The organism is Bradyrhizobium sp. MI1.7 (assembly GCF_055811795.1).
On the sequence record NZ_JBVVPO010000029.1, the window covers coordinates 57800 to 79080 of the forward strand.

Here is a 21281-nt window from a genome sequence, read left to right on the forward strand (position 1 = left end):
TCTGGCCGGCCTCACTTGTCGAAAACCTTGCCGCCGGTGAGCAGCGGGTTGAGGATCAGCGCCACCGGCGCCTGCGTGGTCACGGCCTGCTTGATCGAGCGGTCGGCGATGAATTCGAGCTCGTCGAGCCGGGTGATGGTGTGGTGCTCCAGCGCGAGTGAATCCAGCACCGGGCGCATGGTCCGGCAGACCAGCGATTGCCCGTAATTGAACTCGCCAAGCGTGCCGCGCTCGGAGACGAACATGATCAGCGGGATCTGGTAGGGCACCGCGAGCGAGGCCAGCACGTTGGCGAGCGTGGCGAAGCCGGAGGTCTGCATCAGCACCGCGCCGCGCCGTCCGCCCATCCAGGCGCCGGAGACGATGCCGACGGCCTCTTCCTCGCGGGCGGTGGCAAAGGTGGTGAAGAAGGGGTCGGCGTGCAGGTTCTTGATCAGCGGCGTCAGCACGCGGTCGGGCACGTAAGGGATCAGGCTGATCTCGTTCCGCTTCAGGGTCTGCAGGACGATGCCGTGCCAGCTCCTGTCGCTGGCGCCTTGTGCCGCCTGGGGCGAGGTCTGCTGTTCCGCAAGCGCCATTGCGTTCTCCCTTGAGCCGCGCATGCTTCTTGGTTCTGGTCGTCGCGGCGGTCTGCCGAACTTGACGCAGGCAGCGGGATTGTCAACATGTCCGGGCCAGCACCGTGATCTGCGCCAGACGGCCTGCCGTGGCCGGCACCGCCATGTCATAAGCGGCGATAATGCAAAAACGGGAGGAACGCATGGACGGAGCGCGGGGTGCGCTGGCCTTGCGGGTCTCCTTGAGAGAGCCGGAAGGGTCCTGATGTCCGTCAATAGCAAGCGCGTCTTCTACGTCAAATACCTGGCCAATCCGATCTATATCGACATCCTGAAGGCGCGGTCCGACGTCCGGCTCGATCGCATCGAGAACGAGAGCCCCGAAGATTTCTACGCCCCGATCCTGAACGCGGCGCATGTTTACCAGATCGGCGCCGCCCGCGACGAGCTTGCTCCGCATTTCCATGTCGATGCCGCCTTCCTGAAGCGCACGCCGAACCTGTTGCTGGTCTCCAGCAATGGCGCGGGCTTCGACCCTGTCGACGTCGAGGCCTGCACCGATGCGGGCGTGCTGGTCGTCAACCAGTCCGGTGGCAACGCGCATTCCGTCGCCGAGCATGCGCTGGCGATGATGCTGACGCTGTCCAAGCGCATCATCCAGTCCGACCGCAAGCTCCGCAGGGAGGCCAACGTCAACCGCAACGAGCTCGTCGGCAACGAGGTCGAGCACAAGACCGTGGGCATCATCGGCCTCGGCAATGTCGGCCGCCGCATTGCCGCGCTGTGCAAGGGCCTGCTCGGCATGACGGTGCTGGCCTATGACCCGTATTTGTCGGCCGAGGTGATGGCCGAGCGGGGCGGGGAGAAGGTCGAGCTCGACGAGCTGCTGCGCCGCGCCGATTTCGTCTCGATCTCCTGTCCGCTCGACAAGAAAAGCCGCAACATGATCAGCACGCGCGAATTCGCGCTGATGCAGCCGCACGCCTATTTCATCACCACGGCGCGCGGCTTCATCCACGACGAGGATGCGCTGCTCCAGGCGCTCCGCGACAAGCGCATTGCCGGTGCCGGCCTCGACGTCTGGTCGAAGGAGCCGCCGCCGCCCGAGCATCCGCTGCTCCAGTTCGACAACGTGCTGGCGAGCCCGCACACCGCAGGCGTGACGATCGAGGCGCGCCAGAACATGGGCCGCATCGCCGCCGAGCAGGTGCTGGACACGCTCGACGGCAAACGCCCGCCGCGCATCATCAATCCCGAGGTCTGGCCGCGCTACGCCGAGCGCTTCAAGCAGGCGTTCGGCGTGACGCCGGGGTAGGAACGTGCGAACCCCGATCGCGCTCCGATCGTTGGTTACGAGGATGCAAATAGAAAGCTGCGGATTTTACTGATGGCGTGAATGAACGCGTATCACTTGTCCTGTAGTTGAAAGTCCATGAGCATATTTTCGATTGCGACATCAGGACTTTCCGCGGCGAGTTTGCGTGTGAACGTGGCCGCGAGCAACATCGCCAATGTGCGCACGACCGGCCCGCTACCCGCTTCAAGCGGATCGAGCACATCGGCCGGTGCGGGCGGCTCGAGCATTGGCCCGACATTTCCAGCGGCCTATGTGCCGTTGCGCGTCGATCAGGTCTCCCAATCGAGCGGCTCGACGCCAGGCGGTACGGTCGCGACCGTGTCGACGGTTTCGCCGAGCTATGCCGCACAATCCGACCCCAGCGCTCCCTTCGCAAACGAGGACGGCCTGGTCGCCGCGCCGAACGTCGATCTCGCCAGCGAGTTCGTTCAAATGGCGGCCGCCAAGTACAGCTTCATCGCCAATGCGAAGGTCATTCAAGCCTACGCCGAGACAGAACAGACCCTCCTCGATATCAAGACGTGATCGCTGACGGATTGTATCGACGCCTGCGTTGGCGACGGGAACCGTCACCGATCTTGATCCGCGTCAAAATCTCCTTTCCCGGTTCAGGCTAAATGGGATTAAAGTGCCGCCGGGGCACGCTGGCGCAGGCAGGAGGTCCCATGTCAACTTATGTCGTCAGGTTCATGAAGGACGTGCTCGGCCAGTACGGCCGGCAGATCGAGGTTTGCCAGGGCACGCTCGAAATCGACGCCACCGACGAGGACGAAGCAAGGGAGCGGGCGAAGGCGCGGTTTTGCAAGGACCAGGCGCTGCATCACTGGTCGCTGCATGCCGACCGGATCCAGGTCAAGCCGGCTGACTTTCCCTCGTAAGGTTTAACGGCCCGGTGCCGGTAGCGTCGGCGGAGCGGTGACGCCCGCGCCGAGCGATCGCTGCACCATGACGGTGTCCGACCAGCGGCCGTGGCGATAGGCGACGCCGCAGAGCAGGCCGGCGCGCGCGAAGCCGAATTTTTCGTGCAGCGCCAGCGAGGGCGCGTTGTCGGCATCGATATAGCCGATCATCTGGCGGAAGCCGGCCGCCGCGCACGCATCGATCATTCCCTGGAGCAGCAGCCGTCCGACGCCGCGACCAAGATGCTCGTGGTGGACGTAGATCGAGTGCTTGGCGGTGTAGCGGTAGGCCGGGCGCTTGCGGAACAGCACGGCATAGGCATAGCCGACCACCTCGCCGCGATAGGTCGCGACCAGATGCGGCAGGCGGGTCTGCTTCAGGTTCTTGCGGCGGTCGCGCAGATCGTCCGGTTCGGGCGCGCCGGTTCCCTCGACATCGCGCGGCACCCCATTGCGGACGTGATGGCGGTAGATCGCCAGCATCGCCTCGACATCGCTCTCCCGTGAGGGGCGGACCAGAACCGGTTCGTCATCTGTACGCGCAATCGCTGTTTCGTTCATCGGCACCTACTCGGCAACGACGTAAGTATAGAGGCCGATGCGGCCCTGTGCATCGATCTCCTTGTAGACGCCTTGGATTTCCACATCGAACCCCGGGAACGTGTTGAAGCAGGTTTCGAACATCTTGAGATAATCCACCATGGGCTTGGCCCGCTCCGTCAGCCGTTCGCCGGGCACGATGGTGGCGATGCCGGGCGGGTAGACCACGAAGGGCGTGGTGGCGATGCGGCCCGCGATCGCCTCGATCGGCAAATAGTCGACGTCGTTCTTGAACAGATAGCGCGCGGCATCGCGGGGCGACATCGCGATCTCGGGCATGTGCTCGGGCATGAACTGCCGGGCCTGGAGGGCGCTGACATCGGCGGCGCGGAAGAAGCGGTGCATCTCGCCGCAGAGATCGCGCAGCCGCACACCGGCATAGCGCGCCTGACGCCGCTGGTAAAATTCGGGGATGACGTCGGCCAGCAACGCGTTGTCGTCATGCAGCCTTTTGAATGCGACAAGCCCGGAGATCAGCGTGCCGGCCTTGCTCGCCTCGACGCCGGGGGTGAGCAGGAAGAGCAGGGAGTTGAGGTCGTTCTTCTCAGGGACGATGCGGTTTTCGCGCAAATACTGCGCGACCACAGGCGCGGGAATGCCGTGCTCGGCATAGGCGCCGGTGGTGCGATCGAAGCCGGGCGTCAGCAGCGTCAGCTTGTTCGGGTCGGTCATGGCAAAGCCTTCCGCAAGGTCCGGGAAGCCGTGCCAGTTGGTATCCGGCGAGAGCTGCCACAGCGCGGGGTTGGTGGCGAGCTCGTCGGTGGAGAGGGTCTCCCAGGCGACGTTGTGCGCGGCGCCGGGGCGGCTGACGTCGGGAATGGTGACGCGATCGGGAACAAAGGGCTCGAAGAACCAGCGGCGATCCGGATTTTGCTCCTTCTCCTCGAACTCCCGGCGCATGGCGCGGATCTTCTTGCGCAGCTCGATGCCGAGCCGGATCGTGTCGTCCCACAGCACCTCGCCCGAGCGGCCCTTCATCATCTGCGCGCCGACGTCGAGGGAGGCGAACAGCGGGTAGAACGGCGAGGTCGAGGCGTGCTGCATGAAGCTCTCGTTGAAGCGGCGGTGTTCGACGCGCCGCTTCTGGCCGCGGATATGGCGGTCCTTGATGTGGATTTGGGAGGCCTGCGAGAAGCTTGCGAGCTGCTTGTGGGTGGATTGCGTCGCGATGATGCCGGGCGCTTCGGGAGAAAGGTTCGCCAGCCCCATGGCAAAGCGGCCGGCATAGAGCGGGTGGAACTTCATGAAGCCGGCCCAGGCCTCGTCGAACAGGATGTATTCGCAGAGATGGCCGATGCGCTTCAGGATCATCTCGGCGCTGTGGATCGAGCCGTCATAGGTGCACTGCTCGACGACGGCGACGCGGAACGGCCGCTCCTTGCGCCAGGCGTCCTTGTCCGTCACCAGCGGATGGTTCCGGATCGCCTCGCGCAGGGCCTTTTCGTCGAGCATGTCCCAGCGCATCGGGCCGATCAGGCCCCAGGCATTGCGGATGGTCGGCACGTAGATCGGGATGCCGCCATTGATCATCAGCGCGCCGTGATGGGCGGCCTTGTGATTGTTGCGGTCGAACAGCACGAGGTCGCCGTCGGTGACGAGGGCGCCGAGCGCGACCTTGTTCGAGGTCGAGGTGCCGTTGAGCACGAAATAGGTCTTTTCCGCACCAAAAATCTGGGCGGCTTCCTTCTGCGCCCTCAGCGCGGGACCCTCATGGGTGAGGAGGTCGCCGAGGTCGAGCACGGAATTGTCGAGGTCGTCGCGGAACACGGATTCGCCGAGATGCTCGACGAAGACCCGGCCGATCGGACTGCGGTTGTAGAACACGCCGCCATTGTGACCCGGACAGGTCCAGAGCTGGTTGCCTTCCTCGGCGTAGTCGACCAGCGCGCCGAAGAACGGCGTCTTCAGCGTCTCGGCATATTGCTTGAGCCGGCTGATCAAATTCTTGGCGATGAAGGTCGGCGTCTCCTCGGAGAGGAAGACATAGCCGTCGATGAAGTCGAGCACCTCGACCGGCAAATCCTCGAAGCGCTTGCGCCGGATCAGGAGGATGATCGGGAAGTCGAGGCCGCGGCGCCGCATCAGGTTGATCAGCGCCGAGGTCTTCCCCTCGAGGCCCTTCTTGCCCCAGTCCACCACCATGCAGCCGATCGCGGCGTCGGTCTGTACCGCGATCTCCGCGTCCTCCAGTCTGCGGGCCCTCACGACCTCGAAGCCGGAGCGCTGGATCTCCTCGATAATCTGGTTGAAGCGGATGCCTTCCAGATCGTCGGCGTCGAACACAGGTGCGGCGAACAGGAAGTTGAAGCGCTTGAAATAATCCATGGTGTGTCCCGAATCTACAGAGACTGGCAGGTCTCTGCACTTTCGATGACAGTTCTATGACAATCGCCCGATCCAGCGGGGATCGTGTGACGGGCGATCAATCCAGCAACTTGTCCAGCGTGATCGGGAAGCGCCGGATGCGCTTACCGGTGGCGTGATAGACTGCGTTCGCGATTGCCGCAGGCACGCCGACGATGCCGATTTCACCGATGCCCTTGACGCCCAGCTTGTTGATCCGGTCGTCGGGTTCGTCGACGAAGATGACGTCGATGTCGTGAACGTCGGCATTCACGGGAATGTGGTACTCGGCGATGTTCGCGTTCATGATCCGGCCGAAGCGGTGATCCATCACCGTCTCCTCGTGCAGTGCCATTCCGATGCCCCAGACCACGCCGCCCATGATCTGGCTGCGGCCGGTCTTGGTATTGAGGATCCGTCCGGCTGCGACCGCGCTCACGACGCGCGTGACGCGGATGACGCCTAGTTCTTCGTCAACCTTGACCTCGGCGAAGACCGCCGAATGGGTGTTGCGCGCGTGCGACTTGTCCTGCGCGAAATGATTGAGCTTCTGCTTCTCGATCCGCTCGAGCTTGCCGTGGCGCATCGCATCGGCGATCGAGACGGCACAAGCCTTGTCGCCGGCCTTGGCGATCGTGCCGTCGACAAGGATCACGTCGGGCGCATCGACGCCGCCGAGGGGCGAGGCGGGCATCGCCTTGGCGAGCCGTGCGAGCTCCTGGCGAATGTCTTCGGCCGCGCCCAGCACGGCGTGCGCGGCCGACGCCGCCATCCAGGAACCGCCTTCGACAGGGGCCTGCGGCAAGGTCGAGTCGGCAAGCTTCACGTCGATATTCTCGATCGGCAGCCCGAGGGCGTCGGCGGCCACCTGTGCCACGATGGTGTAGGTGCCGGTGCCGATATCGGAGGCGGCGCAGGATACTTCGGCATGGCCGTTCGACGTCAGCACGATGCGGACGGCGGCCGGCATCTGAAGCGCCTCCCACACCCCCGTCGCCATGCCCCAGCCGACCAGCTCCTTGCCGTCGCGCGTGGAGCGCGGCGCAGGATTGCGCCGGCCCCAGCCGAACGCTTCCGCGCCGCGGGCGTAGCATTCGCGCAGCTGCTTGCTGGTGTAGGGCAGGTCTTCGCTCTGGTCGCGGTCCGAATAGCACTTCAATCGCAGCTCGATCGGATCGAGCTTGAGCGCGACGGCCAATTCGTCCATGGCGCATTCGAGCGCGCAGACGCCGGAGGCGGCGCCGGGTGCGCGCATGTCGCAGGGTGTGGAGAGGTCGAGATCGACGAGCTTGTGGGAGAAGAGGCTGTTCGGGCTCTTGTACAGCTGTTCCGCCCAGCCGGTGTCATTGCGCGAAAAATCCTCGTAGCGCGAAGTCACGGCAGTGGCCTCGTGCGTGACGGCATCGAGCGTGCCGTCGGGCCTTGCGCCGAGCGCGACACGCTCAATGGTCATCGGCCGGTAGCCGAGCCCGTACATCTGCTGCCGTGTCAGCACGACACGGACGGATCGCTTGAGTTCGAGCGCGGCAAGCGTCGCCAGCACCACCTGGTATTGCGGCCGCAATCCGGAGCCGAAGGCACCGCCGACATAGGGCGAGACCACGCGGAGATCATCGTGCCTCTTGTTGAACACACTGCATAGATATTTGTGGACGTTCTGGACACCTTGCGTCTTGTCATAGACGGTAAGCCTGCCGCTGCCGTCGCGGACCACCGTGGTCGCATAGAGCTCCATCGGGTTATGGTGCTCGGTCGGCAGGACATAATCCGCCTGGTGCCGCACAGCGGCCCCAGCCAGCGCCGCGGCGGCGTCGCCGCGCGGCCTGTGCGGCCGATCCACTTTGCCGGCTTTGCCATGTTCGGATTCGAGATCGGTTGCAAATGCCTCCCGGTCGTATTCAACGCGCACGCGGGTCGCAGCGAATTTAGCGGTTTCCCAGTCATCCGCCACGACGAGCGCGATGGGCTGGCCGTTGAACCAGATCCTGTCGTCATAGAGCGGGCGGAAGGGCGAGCCTTTCTCCGGCGCCACCTCGTCCTTCCAGGCATCGTCATTGTCGGCGAGGGGCGGACGATGCGCATGCGTGAGCACGTCGACCACGCCCTTCACTTGCAGCGCGTCGCTGGCGTCGAGGCGAGCGATACGTCCGCGCGGAATCGTGGCCTCGACAACGAAGCCATGGAGGAGGCCGTCTGCCGGGAATTCGCCGGCATATTTGGCGGCTCCGGTGACCTTGGCGCGGCCATCGACGCGGGACGTTGGCGTTCCGACATAGGCGTTCATCGGTCCCTCACGCGATTTTCTTGTGAGCCTGTGATTGTGGCGTGGCGCTCGCGGCCTGTATCAGCGTACGCACGATGGCGCGGCGTGCGAGCTCGATCTTGAAGCGGTTATGTGCGCGGGCCGTTGCCCCGTGCAGCAGCAGATCGGCCGCGCGCGAGAAGTGGTCCGGCGTCGCTGCCTGGCCGCGCAACGCCGCTTCGACCTCAAGGCTGCGCCAGGGCTTGTGAGCCACGCCGCCGAGCGCCAGGCGGGCTTCGCTGATCGCGTTGCCATCCAGTTCGAGCGCGGCCGCGACCGAGACCAAAGCAAAAGCATAGGACAGCCGGTCGCGGATTTTCAGATAGCTGTAGTTACGGGCAAAGCCATGCTTGGGAAGTTCGACGGCCGCGATGATCTCGCCGGTGCCGAGATTTGTGTCGACATGGGGCTTGTCCTCCGGGAGCCGATGGAAATCGGTCAATGCGATTGTGCGCCGGCCGGAGGGACCTGCGATGTGCACGAGCGCACCGAGCGCGGCAAGTGCTACGCTCATGTCGGACGGGTTGGTCGCGATGCAGGACGCGCTCGTACCGAGGATTGCGTGGTTGCGGTTGAGGCCGTCGATTGCCGAGCAGCCGCTGCCGGGCTCTCGCTTGTTGCAGGGCGTCGCCGTGTCATAAAAGTAGGCGCAGCGCGTGCGCTGCATCAGGTTGCCGCCAACGGAGGCCATATTGCGCAATTGAGCGGAAGCGCCGGCGAGGATGGCGGCGGCGAGCAGGGGATAACGCTGCTCGACAAGCGGATGGTAAGCGAGGTCTGAATTCGGTACCAAGGCGCCGATGCGCAGGCCTCCGTCGGCCGTCTCCTCGATGTCGCGGAGCGGCAGGCGGGAGATGTCGATCAGCCGGGAGGGCCGCTCGACATTTTCTTTCATCAGGTCGATCAGATTGGTGCCGCCGGCAATCAGCTTGGCGCCGGGATCGGCGGCCAGCAAGCGGATCGCATCGGCGATGTCGGTGGCGCGGGAATATTGGAAGTTGTTCATGGCCGGCCCATTGCCTGCTGGATCGCAGCGACGATGTTCGGATAGGCGCCGCAACGGCAGAGATTTCCGCTCATCAGCTCTCTGATCTCGTCGGCATCCCGGGCGCGGCCTTCGGCCAGAAGGCCCGCGGCCGAGCAAATCTGTCCCGGCGTGCAATAGCCGCACTGAAAGGCGTCGTGGTCGATGAACGCCTGCTGCACAGGATGAAGCGTTCCGTCCTTGGCAAGGCCTTCGATCGTCGTGATCTCGGCGCCGTCCTTCATGACGGCGAGCGTCAGGCAGGAATTGACGCGCCGACCGTCAACCAGCACGGTGCAGGCGCCGCATTGGCCGTGATCGCAGCCTTTCTTGGTGCCGGTCAGCGCAAGATGGTCACGCAGGGCATCCAGAAGCGTGGTCCAGGGCACGAGATCGAGCGTGTGGCCGACGCCATTGACGACGATATGAACTGGAATGCGTTCGGGAATCTCGTGCGTGACATCGCTCATGTCCTGCTCCCTGCGACGGCGACCGAGCCGAGACGTCAGCCGAACTGACGCGGAGGCACCGTCGCCTCCGCTTGCCAATGGCGTCCAACTTACAACCGGCCGCTTGGTTCCCTGCCGGGAATTATGGCGCCCGCGACACAGTGTCAGCGCTTGGCTTCGCCGAAAACCACCGTCGGCACCGCGCGGTTGACGATCTCGCGCAGCGCGAAGCTCGATTGGACCCGCGCCACGCGCGGCAGGCGCGACAACTCGGTACGGTGGATGCGCTCGAAATCCTGGATGTCGCGGGCGAGCACGATCAGGATGTAGTCGTCGGTGCCGGACATCAGAAAGCAGCGCACGACGGACGGGCATTTCACCACCTCGGCCTCGAACGCCTTCAGTGCCTCGTCGCTCTGGCTCTCCAGCGCAATGCGGACCAGCACCGTCGTGGTGAGGCCGAATTGCGCGAGATCGAGCGCAGCCTGGTAGGCCTGGATGTAGCCGTCGTCCTCCAGCGCCTTCTGCCGCCGCGCCAGCGCCGTGCTTGATAGCCCGACCTTCGTGGCGAGCTCGGTGTGGCTGGCCCGCGCATTGGTGGTGAGTTCCGCGAGGATGGCGAGATCTTTCCGGTCGAGGGCCAAGGTTTCGTTTCCAGCGTGAAAGGGCGTTTGCACGCCGGAAACCGGCGCGGGGAGGTCGAAGCTAGCGGATATTTGCACGAAACCAAACTGGCCCGATCGCTACGATGACGGGGTGAATCAGGACGTTGGAAGGAGCCCAAAATGCGCGTCGGTGTGCCCAAGGAGATCAAGGTGCAGGAATATCGCGTCGGGCTCACCCCGGGCGCCGTACGCGAATATGTCGCGGCTGGGCACCAGGTGACGGTCGAGACCGGCGCCGGCAGCGGCATCGGCGCTTCCGACGAGGTGTACCAGCGGGCAGGGGCCGCGATTGCCGAGAGCGCCCGCGACATCTTCGCCAGCTCCGACATGATCGTGAAGGTGAAGGAGCCGCAGAAAAGCGAATGGGCCCAGCTCCGCGAGAGCCAGATCCTTTTTACCTACCTCCATCTTGCGCCGGATCCCGAACAGGCCAAGGGCCTGCTCGCTTCCGGTTGCACTGCGGTCGCCTATGAGACCGTCACCGACGCGGCCGGTCACCTCCCCCTGCTTGCGCCGATGAGCGAAGTCGCCGGCCGCCTCGCCGTCGAAGCCGCCGGCGCCGCGCTCAAGCGATCGGTCGGCGGCCGCGGGGTGCTGCTCGGCGGTGTGCCCGGCGTGCAGCCGGCGCGCGTCGTCGTGCTCGGCGGCGGCGTGGTGGGAACGCAGGCGGCGCGCATGGCGGCGGGCCTCGGTGCGGAAGTCACTGTGATCGACCGCTCGATTCCCCGTCTACGCGAGCTGGACGATGTGTTTCTCGGGCGGGTGCGCACCCGCTTCTCGACCATCGAAGCGGTCGAGGACGAGGTGTTCGCCGCCGACGTCGTGATCGGGGCGGTGCTGGTGCCGGGCGCCAGCGCACCAAAGCTCGTCACGCGCGCGATGCTCAAGTCGATGCGGCCGGGCGCCGTGCTGGTCGACGTCGCGATCGACCAGGGCGGCTGCTTCGAGACATCGCATCCGACCACGCACGCCGATCCGACCTATCAGGTCGACGGCATCGTGCATTATTGCGTCGCCAACATGCCGGGCGCGGTGCCGGTGACGTCGAGCCAGGGGCTGAACAACGCAACGCTGCCATTCGGCCTGATGCTCGCCAACAAGGGCTTTGCCGCGGTCCTGGAAAATCCGCATTTGCGCAACGGACTGAACGTGCATCGTGGCCGCATAACCAACAAGGCGGTTGCCGAGAGCCTCGGGCTGGAATTTGCTCCGGTCGAGAGCGGCCTCGCCGCGTAACGGCTACACTGATTTGCGGTGGCGGCTGCCGAGCGCGGCCTCGATCGTTTCCGGACGCTCGATCCGTTCGATCGGCATGTCGATGCGATCACCGCCCCAGAACAGCTCGCCGTTGAACACCATGGTCGGCACGCCGAACACGCCGAGTGCTTCGGCCTCGTCGATGATGCGGTCGTGCTCGGCGCGGGCAGGGCCGTTGACGTAGGCTTCGAACTCGGGCGCCTTGCCACCGCAAGATTTGATGACGTCCGTGATTGCGGCGAGATCGTCGATCTCCAGCTCATGGCTCCAGAATTTGCGGAACACCGTGTCGTGATAAGGGCGGAAGAAGCCGTGCCGCTGTACGAACAGCATTCCAACGCTGGAATAGAAGGCGTCGTAGATGCGACGCGGCCCCTTCATGACGAGCCCTTGCGCATTGGCATAGCGCCGCGCGTCCATATAGGCGTAACGCACCTTGCGCCAGAAATGCGGCGTGCGCTCCTCGACCGTCCCCATGAATTCGGCGACGCGCAGCGTATAGGGCAGCCATTCGAGCTCGACGCCGTGCGCCTCCTCGAGCGAAAATAGCCGCTTGTTGGCCACGAACGCGTAAGGGCTCTTGTAGTCGGTGTAGACGCGGACAATTGGCCTGGGCATTGGCGGCTTCCTCTTTCTTCCTTCTCCCCTTGTGGGAGAAGGTGGCGCGAAGCGCCGGATGAGGGGTATCTATCCACTCGCGCTACCGTTCGTGGGGATAGAACCCCTCACCCGGCTTCGCTTCGCGAAGCCACCCTCTCCCACAAGGGGCGAGGGTGCAGTGCCGTCGTGGCGCAATCAACGCCTCAATGCCTCAACCTCTTACCCCTTCGTCAGCCGATACTGCCCCAGATCCGGATCATGCGTCATGCGCCAGTAGTCCACGAACCGCCAGGGCATCGCCGAAAACACGCGGCCGCTCGAATTGCGATAATAGGTGCTCATGCCAGGATGGGTCCAGATCATCGCCTCGTGCTCGGCATCGACCTTGCGGACGTAGTCGTCGAGCACGTCGGGACGGACGTCGATGGCGGCGACGTCTTGCTCGATCATGTCGGCGAGGCAGGCGGAGATATAGCGGCTCTGGCATTCTGACTGGAAGATGACGCTGCCGCCATGGGCGGGGCCGGAGTTTGGGCCGAGCATGCAGAAGAAGTTCGGAAAGTCCGGGACGGTGAGGCCGAGGAACGCCGTCGGGTTGTCGTTGGCCCAGGCCTCGCGCAGATCCTTGCCGCCGCGGCCGCTGATGTTGAGGCGCGCCGCCATCTCCGTGACCTTGAAGCCGGTGGCGACCACGACGATGTCGGCGGGGCGGTGCTCGCCGTCTGCGGTGACGATGCCGTCGCGATCGAAATGATCGATCGTGTCGGTGACGAGCTCGACATTGTCCCGCGTGAGCGTCCTGAACCAGTTGTTGTCGAGCAGGATGCGCTTGCCATAGGGCGGATAGGTCGGCACGCATTTGGCGATCAGGTCGGGCCGATCCTTCAGCTCGGTGAGGATGAAATCGGTCAGCTCCTGGCGATGCCGGTCGTTGCCCTTGTTGACGGCGCGCTCCGGATGCGGCCAGGCCGGGTCCTTGCGCAGGAACGGCAACAGGCCGTCGCCATAGCGCCAGAACATGTTGAAGCGGTACCACTGCACATAGAACGGCAGATGCGCGAGCAGCCAGCGCGCGCCGTCGCTGATCGGATCGGAATAGCCCTTAACGGGCCGCGCCCATTGCGCGCTACGCTGATAGACTGTGACGGAGGCGACGCGGCCGGCGATTGACGGCACCAGCTGCATCGATGTCGCGCCGGTGCCGATCACGGCAACATGCTTGCCGTCGAGGTCGATATCGCCTGACCACAGCGCCGAATGCAGGATCGTTCCCTTGAAACTGTCTTCGCCCTTGAAATGCGCGCGCGAGGGATCGTTGAGCTGGCCGATAGCCGAGACCAGCGCGGTGGATTCAAAAATCTCTTCGCCGCTCTTCGTCTTCAGCGTTGAGATCCAGCGTCGCTTGCCTTCGTCCCAGCGCGACGCTGTCAGCTCGGTATTGACCCGCAGATGCTCGCGGATGCCGTATTCCTCGGCGACCTTCAGCAGATAGGCAAGCAGCTCCTCGCGCTGGCAGAAATAGCGCGTCCATGCATTGCCCGAGCCGAACGAGTAGGAATAGGAATGGTTCGGCGTATCGACGCCGCAGCCGGGATAGCGGTTGATCCACCAGGTGCCGCCGAGCTCGTCGTTCTTCTCGACGATGGTGTAGGGGATGCCGAGATGGCCGAGTGCCACGCCGAGCGCGATGGCGCAGACGCCGGCGCCGACGATCAGGACGTGCTGGCCGGCAAGCTTCTCGTCGGAAGGGCGCTGCGTCCACTGCGGCTCGCGCGCCACAAACCCCATCTCCTCGCGCATCAGGGGCGCATACTCCGGCGCGACGTTCTCGCCGAGGCAGGCGCGCATCATCTTCAAGAGCAGCGCTTCGCCGGGGTCGGTGATGACAAGTTTTGGCGTGCCGTCGGCAAACAGCCTGACCACCGCGGCGCGGATCTCGTCCTGGACCTCCCGGGGCACGCCGGCTTCCGGATCGGGAATGAGGCGGATGTCGCGCTTGGGCAAATACGGCGGCTCGAGCCAGCGCTCATCGCCGGTCATGTGCACCAGCACCATCAGCAGGCAGCGGATATCGCCTTCGGCGATCGCGGAGACGAGATCGAGCGGCTTTTGTGGAGATGCGATGTTCATGGCGTGTCCTGATCTCCGGATGCACTGAAGAGGCCGCGCGTCATCAGCTTGCGATAGGCGGAGATGACGTGGTCGGGCACGGCGGTGACGCCGCCTGCCGAATAGGAGTAACGGCGGCTGAGATAGCCGCGCGCGCCCATCAGCATGTGGACGATCGCCTCGAATTCCTCGTCGCTGTAATTCTCGATCGCACCTGCCGCTCGTGCGCGGCGCAAGATGCGGACATAGGCGACCGAGATGTTGTCGAGATGTTTCTGGTAGCCGATGGGCGCGAAGAATTCGGCCTCGTTGAGGATGCGCAGGAACTCCGGCACCTCGCGGATAAAGTCGAAGAAGGCGGAGAAGCGGGCGATCTCCTGCCGCGCGGCATCGGCGGTGCCGGTGCGGGCGCGAATGAATTCCACCATGTCGAGGCCGATCTTCGGCAGGAGCTGGTCGAGCAGCTCCTGCCGGTTCTCGAAATGATTGTAGAAGGTGCCTTGCGCGACGCCGGCTTCTTCCGTGATGCGGGCGACGGAGGCTTCGGCATAGCCATGCTTGCCGACGACCTTGGTCGCGGCGTCAAAGATCTTCTGCTTGGTCCAGGCGTTGCGCTCGACGCGGTTGAGCTTTGTGACCTTGGCATTCGCTTGCGTCATTCAGAGGTCTCCAGCTCGGCGCGCAGCACGCGCTTGAGGATCTTTCCGCTCGGATTACGCGGCAGGCTGTTGCGGATGACGAGCTGCTTCGGCACCTTGAAGCTCGCCAGGCGCGCGCGGCAGTGCTCGGCGAGGGCAGGGAGTTCAAGGCTCGCGCCTTCGGCCAGCACGACGATCGCGACCGGCCGCTCGCCCCAGCGCGCATCGCGCAGCCCGATCACCGCGACTTCGCGCACCTCGGGCAAATCGTAGATCACGCGCTCGACCTCGGAGGAAGCGATGTTCTCGCCGCCCGAGATGATCATGTCCTTCTTGCGGTCGGTCAGGTACAGGAAGCCTTCTTCGTCGAGATAGCCGACATCGCCGCTGCGGAACCAGTCGCCGAAGAAGGCCGCCGCCGTCTTCTCCGGATCCTTCCAATAGCCGCGCGTGATTTTCGGTCCGCGCAGGCAGATCTCGCCATTGACGTTCGGCGGCAGCGTCTTGCCGTCCTCGTCACGGATCTCGATCTCGACGTGGGCGATGGCGCGCCCGGTTGAACCGATCTTCTCGATCTCGCGGCCGGCTTCCATGAAGGTGTCGCCGCCGACGGTCTCGGTGAGGCCATAGGCATCGATGTAGCGCGCATTGCGGAAGAACTCGGAGAAGGCGCGGATGCGGAGCTCCGGCGTCTTCTCGCCGCCGCCGATCACCCATCTCAGGCTGGAGACGTCGTGGCGATCGCGGGTGGGGCAGGTGAGCATCGCGGTGGTCATCACGGGCGCGAACCATGCCGCGTTGAGCTTGTCCTCCGCGATTGCCGCAAGCGCGGTCTCCGGCTCGAAATTGCGTTCGACGCGGATGAAGCCGCCATGCCAGAGCACGGCGATGCCGGGCAGGTCGAGCGCGCCGACGTGATAGAGCGGGCCGACAACGAGCAGTCGCGTCTCGGCACCGATGCCGAGCGCGATCGTCTGGTCGGCGGACTTCCAGTAAAAATTATCGTAAGTGAGCATCACGCCTTTGGGGCGGTCGGTCGTACCCGAGGTGTACATCAACCGCATCAGGTCGGACGGTGCGCGGACGTGCATCGGCGCGGGCACGGCCTCGCCCGCGAGGTGCGTGATGCTTTGCTGCGCAACTTCGTTCAGCACGACAACCTTCGCGCCCGCTGCATTCGCGGCGAGTTCCTCATCGACGATCAACAACCGCGCGCCGGCATTGCCCGCGATGTAGCCGACCTCGTCGCGCGACAGTCGAAAATTGATCGGCAAGAACACCGCGCCGAGATGACTGGTGGCGAAGACGAGCTCCAGGAACGCCGCGCTGTTCTTCATCAGCACGGCCACGACGTCGCCCGCGCCGATGCCCTGCGCGGCGAGCCAGCCGGCCGCTTGCCGGATGCGCGCATCGAAATCGGCGTAGGAGATCTCCTCGCCGCGATATTTCAGCGCGGGCCGGTCCGGCGTGCGCCGGGCATGAAAGGTGATGAAGCTCGAAAGATTGATCATTTTGCGGGTTTTGGGCCGATTACCGGCCTCGTTTCCTCCTTTGATGAATTATGACTCGTAATTCATCTTTGGCTTGACGTCACCCCCCTGCCTCTGAAATTGTTGGGAACACGGAGACGAGACGATCTCCGGCAAGGGACCAGGAAACGCCGACCCGAAAGAGGGAGGGGAAAATGACGAGAACCCGCATGCCGGGCATCAGCCGCCGTTCAACGCTGGCGCTGATGGGCGCCGGTGCGATGAGTGTTGCCGCACCGTGGGTGGCGCGCGCGCAAGCCAAGACCATCAAGATCGGCATGCCGACGATTCTGTCGGGCCGCGTCGCGCAGCTCGGCACGTCGTCGCGCAATGCGGTGATGCTCGAGGTCGACAAGGTCAACGCCGCCGGCGGACTTGCCGGCCGCCAGATCGAGATGGTGATCCGTGACTCCAAGGGCCAGCCGCAGGAAGCCGCGCGCGTCGCGCGCGAGCTCGTCAACACCGATGGTTGCGAGTGGTTGATCGACGGCGAGGCGTCGTCCGGATCGTTTGCGGTTCACGAAGTCGCGCGCGATCTCGGTGTGCTCTGCGTCCACACCTGTTCGGAGGCGTCCTCGCTCACGGCCGATCCGAAGCAGCACATCCCGAACGCGTTCCGTTGCGTCCGCCAGGGCATCCACGATTCCATCGTCGGCGGCAGCTATGCCGCCTCGATCGCGAAAGCCAAGGGCCTGAAGAAATGGGCGACCTGCTCGCCGGATTATGCCTATGGCCGCGACACGACCGGCGAGTTCACGCTGTACCTGAAGCGTTTTGCGCCCGACGTCGAAATCATCAGCGAGTCCTGGCCTAAGCTGTTCCAGCCCGACTACACCGAAGTGGTAACCAAGATCCTCCAGGCCAAGCCGCATGCGCTGTATTCCTGCCTCTGGGGCGGCGATCTCACCTCCTATATCGACCAGGCCAACATCTACGCGATGTTCGGCCAGATGGAGGTCTTCGCGGTCAACATGGCCGACTACACCGCGCTTACCGTGGTGAAGAACCTGCCGAAAGGCATCCACTCCGGCAACCGCTACATCAAGACCTTCCCGACCACGCCGGAGAATGCGGCCTGGGGCGATGCCTACAAGGCGAAGTACAACGAATATCCGACCAACTGGTCGTGGCAGAACGCGACGGCCGTGATGTTCCTCGCTGAGGCCGCGAAGAAAGCCAACTCCACCGACGGCAAGAAGATCGCGGAGGTGCTGAAGGGCCTCACCATCAAGTGCCCGTTCGGCGCCGACGGCACCGTGACGATGCGCGGCGACGACCACACGCTGGTCGGCTACGCCATCGGCTGGGGCACCACGATCCCGCAGGAGCCCTACGTGCCCGAGGTCAAGGCCGGCGACTGGAAGACCATCTTCGAGCTCGAGGCCGAGTGGAAGAAGAGCAAGGGCTACACCTGATGTGACGCGCGGCGGGGACGGGCGACCGTCTCCGCCGTTTTGATTTGGCTCTCCGCGCCAAGTTCGGCGCGTCGCAATGAAAGTGCTCCCGTGGATCTCGACGCGCTCGCCGGCTGCCTCTCCAGTTCCGCCTGCCTGGTGACGCAAACCACCAGCGGCCTCATCATCGGCATGCTCCTGTTCCTGGTTGCAGTCGGGCTGACGCTGATCTTCGGCGTGCTCAAGGTCGTCAATTTCAGCCACGGCGCCTTCTACATGTTCGGCGCCTATTTCGCGATGACGGCCTATCAGCTCACCGGGAGCTTCGCGCTGGCGATGTTCGCGGGCGCGGCCGGGACCGCGATTCTTGGTCTGATCTTCGAGCGCGTCTTCATGAGCCGCGTCTATGGCGCCGACGTGCTGATGCAGCTGCTCGTCTGCTACGCCTTCGTGCTCATCTTCGACGATGTCGTGCGCATCATCTGGGGGCCGGAATTCAAGTCGATGGGCATGCCCGCGGCGTTCCAGGTGATGCCGCTGTTCATCGCCGGCGGCGTGGTGCCGCCTTACTACCTGCTGCTGATCGGCGTCGCGCTCGTTGTGGCGATCGTGCTCGGCATCGGATTGTCGCGCAGCCGGATCGGCAAGGTGATCCGGGCGGCGGCACATAATCCCGGCATGGTCTCGGCGCTCGGCATCAACACCGGTCTGATCTATGGGGGCGTGTTCGCGCTCGGCGGCATGCTGGCGGGCCTTGCCGGCGCGCTCGCGGCGCCCGTTCGTTCGCTCACCCCCGGCATGGGATTTTCGGTGCTGATCGAATCCTTCATCGTCACCGTGATCGGCGGCATGGGCTCGATCCTAGGCGCTCTGATCGGCGCGCTGTTGCTCGGGCTTATCAGGTCCTTCGGCTCGCTCGGCTTTCCCCTATTCACGGAAGGCCTGATGTACCTGTTCATGGTGATCGTGCTGGTCTCCAAGCCCACCGGCCTGTTCGGCAAGGAGGCGGCATGACCGAGCTCGAGGCCGGACGTGCCGAAACGCTGGCGCCGGTGCGCAGCGGTGCGGCACTGCAACGCTATCGCGACGTCCTGATCGCGCTCGTCGCCTTTGCCGTGCTGGCGAGCCTGCCGCTGTTCACGGGCAGCAAGGCGCTGCTCGATTTCGTCATCCGCTGCTCCGCCTATGGCCTGTTCGCGACCTCGCTGAACCTGCTGGTCGGCTACACCGGCCTGACTTCGTTCGGCCACGGCATGTTCTTCGGCCTTGGCGCCTACAGTTTTGGCCTGATCATGCAGAAGCTGGGCGTGCCGATTCCCGTGGCCTTCGTCGCGACGCTGGCGATCACGGCGGTAATCGCCGCCGTCATCGGCGCGATCTGCGTGCGGCTGAAGGATATCTATTTCGCCTTCGTCACGCTCGCGTTTCAGATGCTGATCCACTCGACCATCCTGTCCTGGGCCTCCTTCACCGGCGGCGACCAGGGCCTGCGTGGCGGCATTCCGCGCCCCACATTCCTCGGCATCAATCTTGCGAATCACATTCATCTCTATGTCGCGAGCTGCGCGCTTCTCATCCTCGGCCTGCTCGCGATGCGCCAGATCGCGCAATCGCCGTTCGGTTACACGTTGCGCATGATCCGCGACAATGCCGCGCGCGCAAGCTTCCTCGGCATCGACGTCTGGCGGGCCAAGCTGACTGTCTTCGTGCTGGCGGCATTGTTTGCGTCGATGGGGGGCATGGTGATGGCGCTGTTCGTCTCCGGTGCCTATCCGGAATTCGCCTATTGGACGATCTCGGGCGAGGGCATCTTCATCAACATGCTCGGCGGCGTCTCGACCTTCCTGGGGCCGATGGTCGGCACCGTGCTGCTGCTTCTGCTCAACGACACCGTCACGCGCTTCACCGAGTACCACGGCATCGTGCTCGGCGTGGTCATCCTGTTCTTCGCGCTGGGCCTGCGCAAAGGCCTGCTGGATTTCGTCGCCGACTGGTTCGCGCACCGGCGTGATGCGGGCGAGGGGCGCTAGCGATGCTCGAGATCCGCAACCTCGCAAAATCCTTCGGCGGCGTGAAGGCGACCAACGACGTCACGCTGGACTTCCCCGACGGTTCGCTCACGGCGGTGATCGGACCGAACGGCGCAGGCAAGAGCACGTTCTTCAACCTGATCACCGGCGCCTTGAGGCCGGATTCCGGCCAGGTGCTGCTCGACGGCGTCGATCTCGCCGGCCGCTCGCCGCCGGAGATCGTGCGTCACGGCATCGGCCGCGCCTTCCAGGTCGCGAGCATCTTCAAATCGCTGACGGTGCAGGAGACCATGCTTGCCGCAGTCAGCGCCGACCAGCGCTCGTCCGCGGTGCTGCACAAGCGCTTTCCTTTGCCCGAGACGCGCGACCGCGCCGAGCATGTGATGGAGCTGCTGGGCTTGGCGAGCAAGCGCAACCGTACCGCCGCGACGCTGTCGCATGGCGACCAGAAGCTGCTCGACATTGCGCTCGCTCTGGTGCTCGAGCCAAAGGTTCTGCTGCTGGACGAGCCAACTGCCGGCATGGGCCCGGAAGAGCGCTGGCGCATGATCGACAAGGTGCGCGAGCTCTGGGAGACGCAGAAAATCACCGTCGTCTTCATCGAGCACGACATGGACATCGTGTTCAAGATCGCCCCAAAGATCGTCGTGCTCTGCTACGGCCGCATCCTGGCAACCGGAACGCCTGACGAAATCCGAAGCAACAGCGCCGTGATCGAGGCCTATCTCGGCACCGAACATGCGGGGGCCACCGCATGAGCGCGACCATTATCGAAGTCGCCGATCTCGACGTCTACTACGGCACGAGCCAGATCCTGTTCGGCGTCGGCCTCTCGGTGCGGCAGGGCGAGACCATGGCGCTGCTCGGGCGCAACGGCGCGGGTAAATCGACGACCATGAAAGCGATCATGGGGCTGGCGCCGCCGCGGCGGGGCAGGATCAGCCTGCGCGGCGCGGTGATCTCGGGCCAGAAGCCGCACCATATCGCGCGCGCCGGTCTCGGCTTCGTGCCGGAGGATCGCCAGATCTTTCCGGAGCACACGGTCGAGGACAATCTCGTCATCGGTCGCAAGAAGGGGCCGGAAGGCCAGGACGAGTGGCCGATCAAGCGCATCTACGACGTCTTCCCGCTGCTGGAGCCGCTGCGCCATCGCATTGCTGGACGTCTCTCGGGCGGGGAGCAGCAGATGCTCGCCATCGCGCGCACGCTGATGGGCAACCCGGCGCTGTTGCTGCTCGATGAGCCGAGCGAGGGCCTCGCGCCGATCATCGTGCAGCGGATCGGCGAGCTGTTGCGGCAGCTCCGCCAGCTCGGATCGACCGTCCTGATCGCCGAGCAGAACATGCATTTCTGCCTGGGGCTGGCGAGCCACGCCACTGTCATCGACAAGGGCCAGATCGTCTATGCTGCCGGGATCGACGAGCTGAAGGCCAACGACGCGATCCGTCGCCGTTATCTGGCGCTGTAACCGGGTTCCGGACCGCCAAACCGGCCCAAAGAAGAAAACTGTTGTCTCGGGTTCGTCAGA

20 protein-coding genes are annotated in these 21281 nt (G+C 64.5%); 9 read left to right on the forward strand and 11 right to left on the reverse strand.

Going from position 1 to position 21281, the window contains the following annotated elements:
* Positions 1-11: 11 nt before the first annotated feature.
* Entirely contained in the window at positions 12-578 is a 567-nt protein-coding gene (locus tag AC0L3X_RS24765; RefSeq protein ID WP_014496644.1) for a thiamine pyrophosphate-binding protein, read from the reverse strand.
* 244 nt (positions 579-822) lie between these two features.
* Between AC0L3X_RS24765 and AC0L3X_RS24770 the strand changes: the two genes are divergently transcribed.
* The 3 genes from AC0L3X_RS24770 to AC0L3X_RS24780 all read left to right on the forward strand — a co-directional run bounded on the left by AC0L3X_RS24770 (position 823) and on the right by AC0L3X_RS24780 (position 2792).
* Entirely contained in the window at positions 823-1872 is a 1050-nt protein-coding gene (locus tag AC0L3X_RS24770; RefSeq protein ID WP_063984507.1) for a hydroxyacid dehydrogenase, read from the forward strand.
* 117 nt (positions 1873-1989) lie between these two features.
* Positions 1990-2439 (forward strand): flagellar basal body rod protein FlgC, encoded by a 450-nt coding sequence (locus tag AC0L3X_RS24775; protein ID WP_063984506.1) that lies wholly within the window; start codon positions 1990-1992, stop codon positions 2437-2439.
* 140 nt (positions 2440-2579) lie between these two features.
* Positions 2580-2792: a hypothetical protein gene (locus AC0L3X_RS24780; RefSeq protein ID WP_028150282.1), complete on the forward strand. Its 213-nt coding sequence runs from the start codon at positions 2580-2582 to the stop codon at positions 2790-2792.
* Positions 2793-2795: 3 nt separating this feature from the next.
* Here AC0L3X_RS24780 and AC0L3X_RS24785 read toward each other — a convergent pair whose 3' ends face one another.
* The 6 genes from AC0L3X_RS24785 to AC0L3X_RS24810 form a co-directional block, all read right to left on the reverse strand.
* The gene (locus AC0L3X_RS24785) at positions 2796-3374 is read right to left on the reverse strand and encodes a GNAT family N-acetyltransferase (RefSeq protein ID WP_014496638.1); all 579 of its coding nucleotides are present in this window, start codon (positions 3372-3374) and stop codon (positions 2796-2798) included.
* 6 nt (positions 3375-3380) lie between these two features.
* Positions 3381-5738: an Orn/Lys/Arg family decarboxylase gene (locus AC0L3X_RS24790; RefSeq protein ID WP_283018566.1), complete on the reverse strand. Its 2358-nt coding sequence runs from the start codon at positions 5736-5738 to the stop codon at positions 3381-3383.
* Positions 5739-5835: 97 nt separating this feature from the next.
* Positions 5836-8040: a xanthine dehydrogenase family protein molybdopterin-binding subunit gene (locus AC0L3X_RS24795; RefSeq protein WP_063984505.1), complete on the reverse strand. Its 2205-nt coding sequence runs from the start codon at positions 8038-8040 to the stop codon at positions 5836-5838.
* Positions 8041-8047: 7 nt separating this feature from the next.
* Positions 8048-9064 carry an FAD binding domain-containing protein gene (locus AC0L3X_RS24800; protein ID WP_231144477.1) on the reverse strand — a complete coding sequence of 339 codons (1017 nt, stop codon included), beginning with the start codon at positions 9062-9064 and terminating at the stop codon, positions 8048-8050.
* On the reverse strand, positions 9061-9552 hold the full coding sequence (locus AC0L3X_RS24805; RefSeq protein ID WP_063984503.1) for a (2Fe-2S)-binding protein: 492 nt from the start codon (positions 9550-9552) through the stop codon (positions 9061-9063). The genes AC0L3X_RS24800 and AC0L3X_RS24805 overlap by 4 nt, the downstream gene beginning before the upstream one ends.
* A gap of 143 nt (positions 9553-9695) precedes the next feature.
* On the reverse strand, positions 9696-10175 hold the full coding sequence (locus AC0L3X_RS24810; protein ID WP_028150288.1) for an Lrp/AsnC family transcriptional regulator: 480 nt from the start codon (positions 10173-10175) through the stop codon (positions 9696-9698).
* A 141-nt stretch (positions 10176-10316) separates the two neighbouring features.
* On the opposite strand from AC0L3X_RS24810, the gene ald reads away from it, so the two are divergent.
* Positions 10317-11432, forward strand: a complete 1116-nt coding sequence (gene ald, locus AC0L3X_RS24815; protein ID WP_063984502.1) for an alanine dehydrogenase — start codon at positions 10317-10319, stop codon at positions 11430-11432.
* 3 nt (positions 11433-11435) lie between these two features.
* Here ald and AC0L3X_RS24820 read toward each other — a convergent pair whose 3' ends face one another.
* The 4 genes from AC0L3X_RS24820 to AC0L3X_RS24835 all read right to left on the reverse strand — a co-directional run bounded on the left by AC0L3X_RS24820 (position 11436) and on the right by AC0L3X_RS24835 (position 16311).
* Positions 11436-12071: a 2-hydroxychromene-2-carboxylate isomerase gene (locus tag AC0L3X_RS24820; protein ID WP_063984501.1), complete on the reverse strand. Its 636-nt coding sequence runs from the start codon at positions 12069-12071 to the stop codon at positions 11436-11438.
* A gap of 201 nt (positions 12072-12272) precedes the next feature.
* A complete protein-coding gene (locus tag AC0L3X_RS24825) occupies positions 12273-14183 on the reverse strand; it encodes a flavin-containing monooxygenase (RefSeq protein WP_231144478.1) in 1911 nt (636 codons plus the stop codon).
* Positions 14180-14821, reverse strand: coding sequence for a TetR/AcrR family transcriptional regulator (locus AC0L3X_RS24830; protein ID WP_063984499.1), 642 nt, complete (start codon positions 14819-14821; stop codon positions 14180-14182). Before AC0L3X_RS24830 ends, AC0L3X_RS24825 begins: the two co-directional genes overlap by 4 nt.
* A complete protein-coding gene (locus tag AC0L3X_RS24835; RefSeq protein WP_063984498.1) occupies positions 14818-16311 on the reverse strand; it encodes an AMP-binding protein in 1494 nt (497 codons plus the stop codon). The genes AC0L3X_RS24830 and AC0L3X_RS24835 overlap by 4 nt, the downstream gene beginning before the upstream one ends.
* A gap of 173 nt (positions 16312-16484) precedes the next feature.
* Here AC0L3X_RS24835 and AC0L3X_RS24840 point away from each other — a divergent pair, with 173 nt between their 5' ends.
* The 5 genes from AC0L3X_RS24840 (at position 16485) to AC0L3X_RS24860 (ending at position 21221) form a co-directional block, all read left to right on the forward strand.
* Positions 16485-17744, forward strand: a complete 1260-nt coding sequence (locus AC0L3X_RS24840; RefSeq protein ID WP_063984497.1) for an ABC transporter substrate-binding protein — start codon at positions 16485-16487, stop codon at positions 17742-17744.
* Between the two features lie 90 nt (positions 17745-17834).
* Positions 17835-18737 carry a branched-chain amino acid ABC transporter permease gene (locus AC0L3X_RS24845; RefSeq protein WP_063984496.1) on the forward strand — a complete coding sequence of 301 codons (903 nt, stop codon included), beginning with the start codon at positions 17835-17837 and terminating at the stop codon, positions 18735-18737.
* The gene (locus AC0L3X_RS24850; protein WP_063984495.1) at positions 18734-19753 is read left to right on the forward strand and encodes a branched-chain amino acid ABC transporter permease; all 1020 of its coding nucleotides are present in this window, start codon (positions 18734-18736) and stop codon (positions 19751-19753) included. The genes AC0L3X_RS24845 and AC0L3X_RS24850 overlap by 4 nt, the downstream gene beginning before the upstream one ends.
* Positions 19754-19755: 2 nt before the next feature.
* Positions 19756-20511 (forward strand): ABC transporter ATP-binding protein, encoded by a 756-nt coding sequence (locus tag AC0L3X_RS24855; protein WP_063984494.1) that lies wholly within the window; start codon positions 19756-19758, stop codon positions 20509-20511.
* The gene (locus AC0L3X_RS24860) at positions 20508-21221 is read left to right on the forward strand and encodes an ABC transporter ATP-binding protein (protein ID WP_063984493.1); all 714 of its coding nucleotides are present in this window, start codon (positions 20508-20510) and stop codon (positions 21219-21221) included. Before AC0L3X_RS24855 ends, AC0L3X_RS24860 begins: the two co-directional genes overlap by 4 nt.
* The last annotated feature ends 60 nt before the right edge of the window (positions 21222-21281 follow it).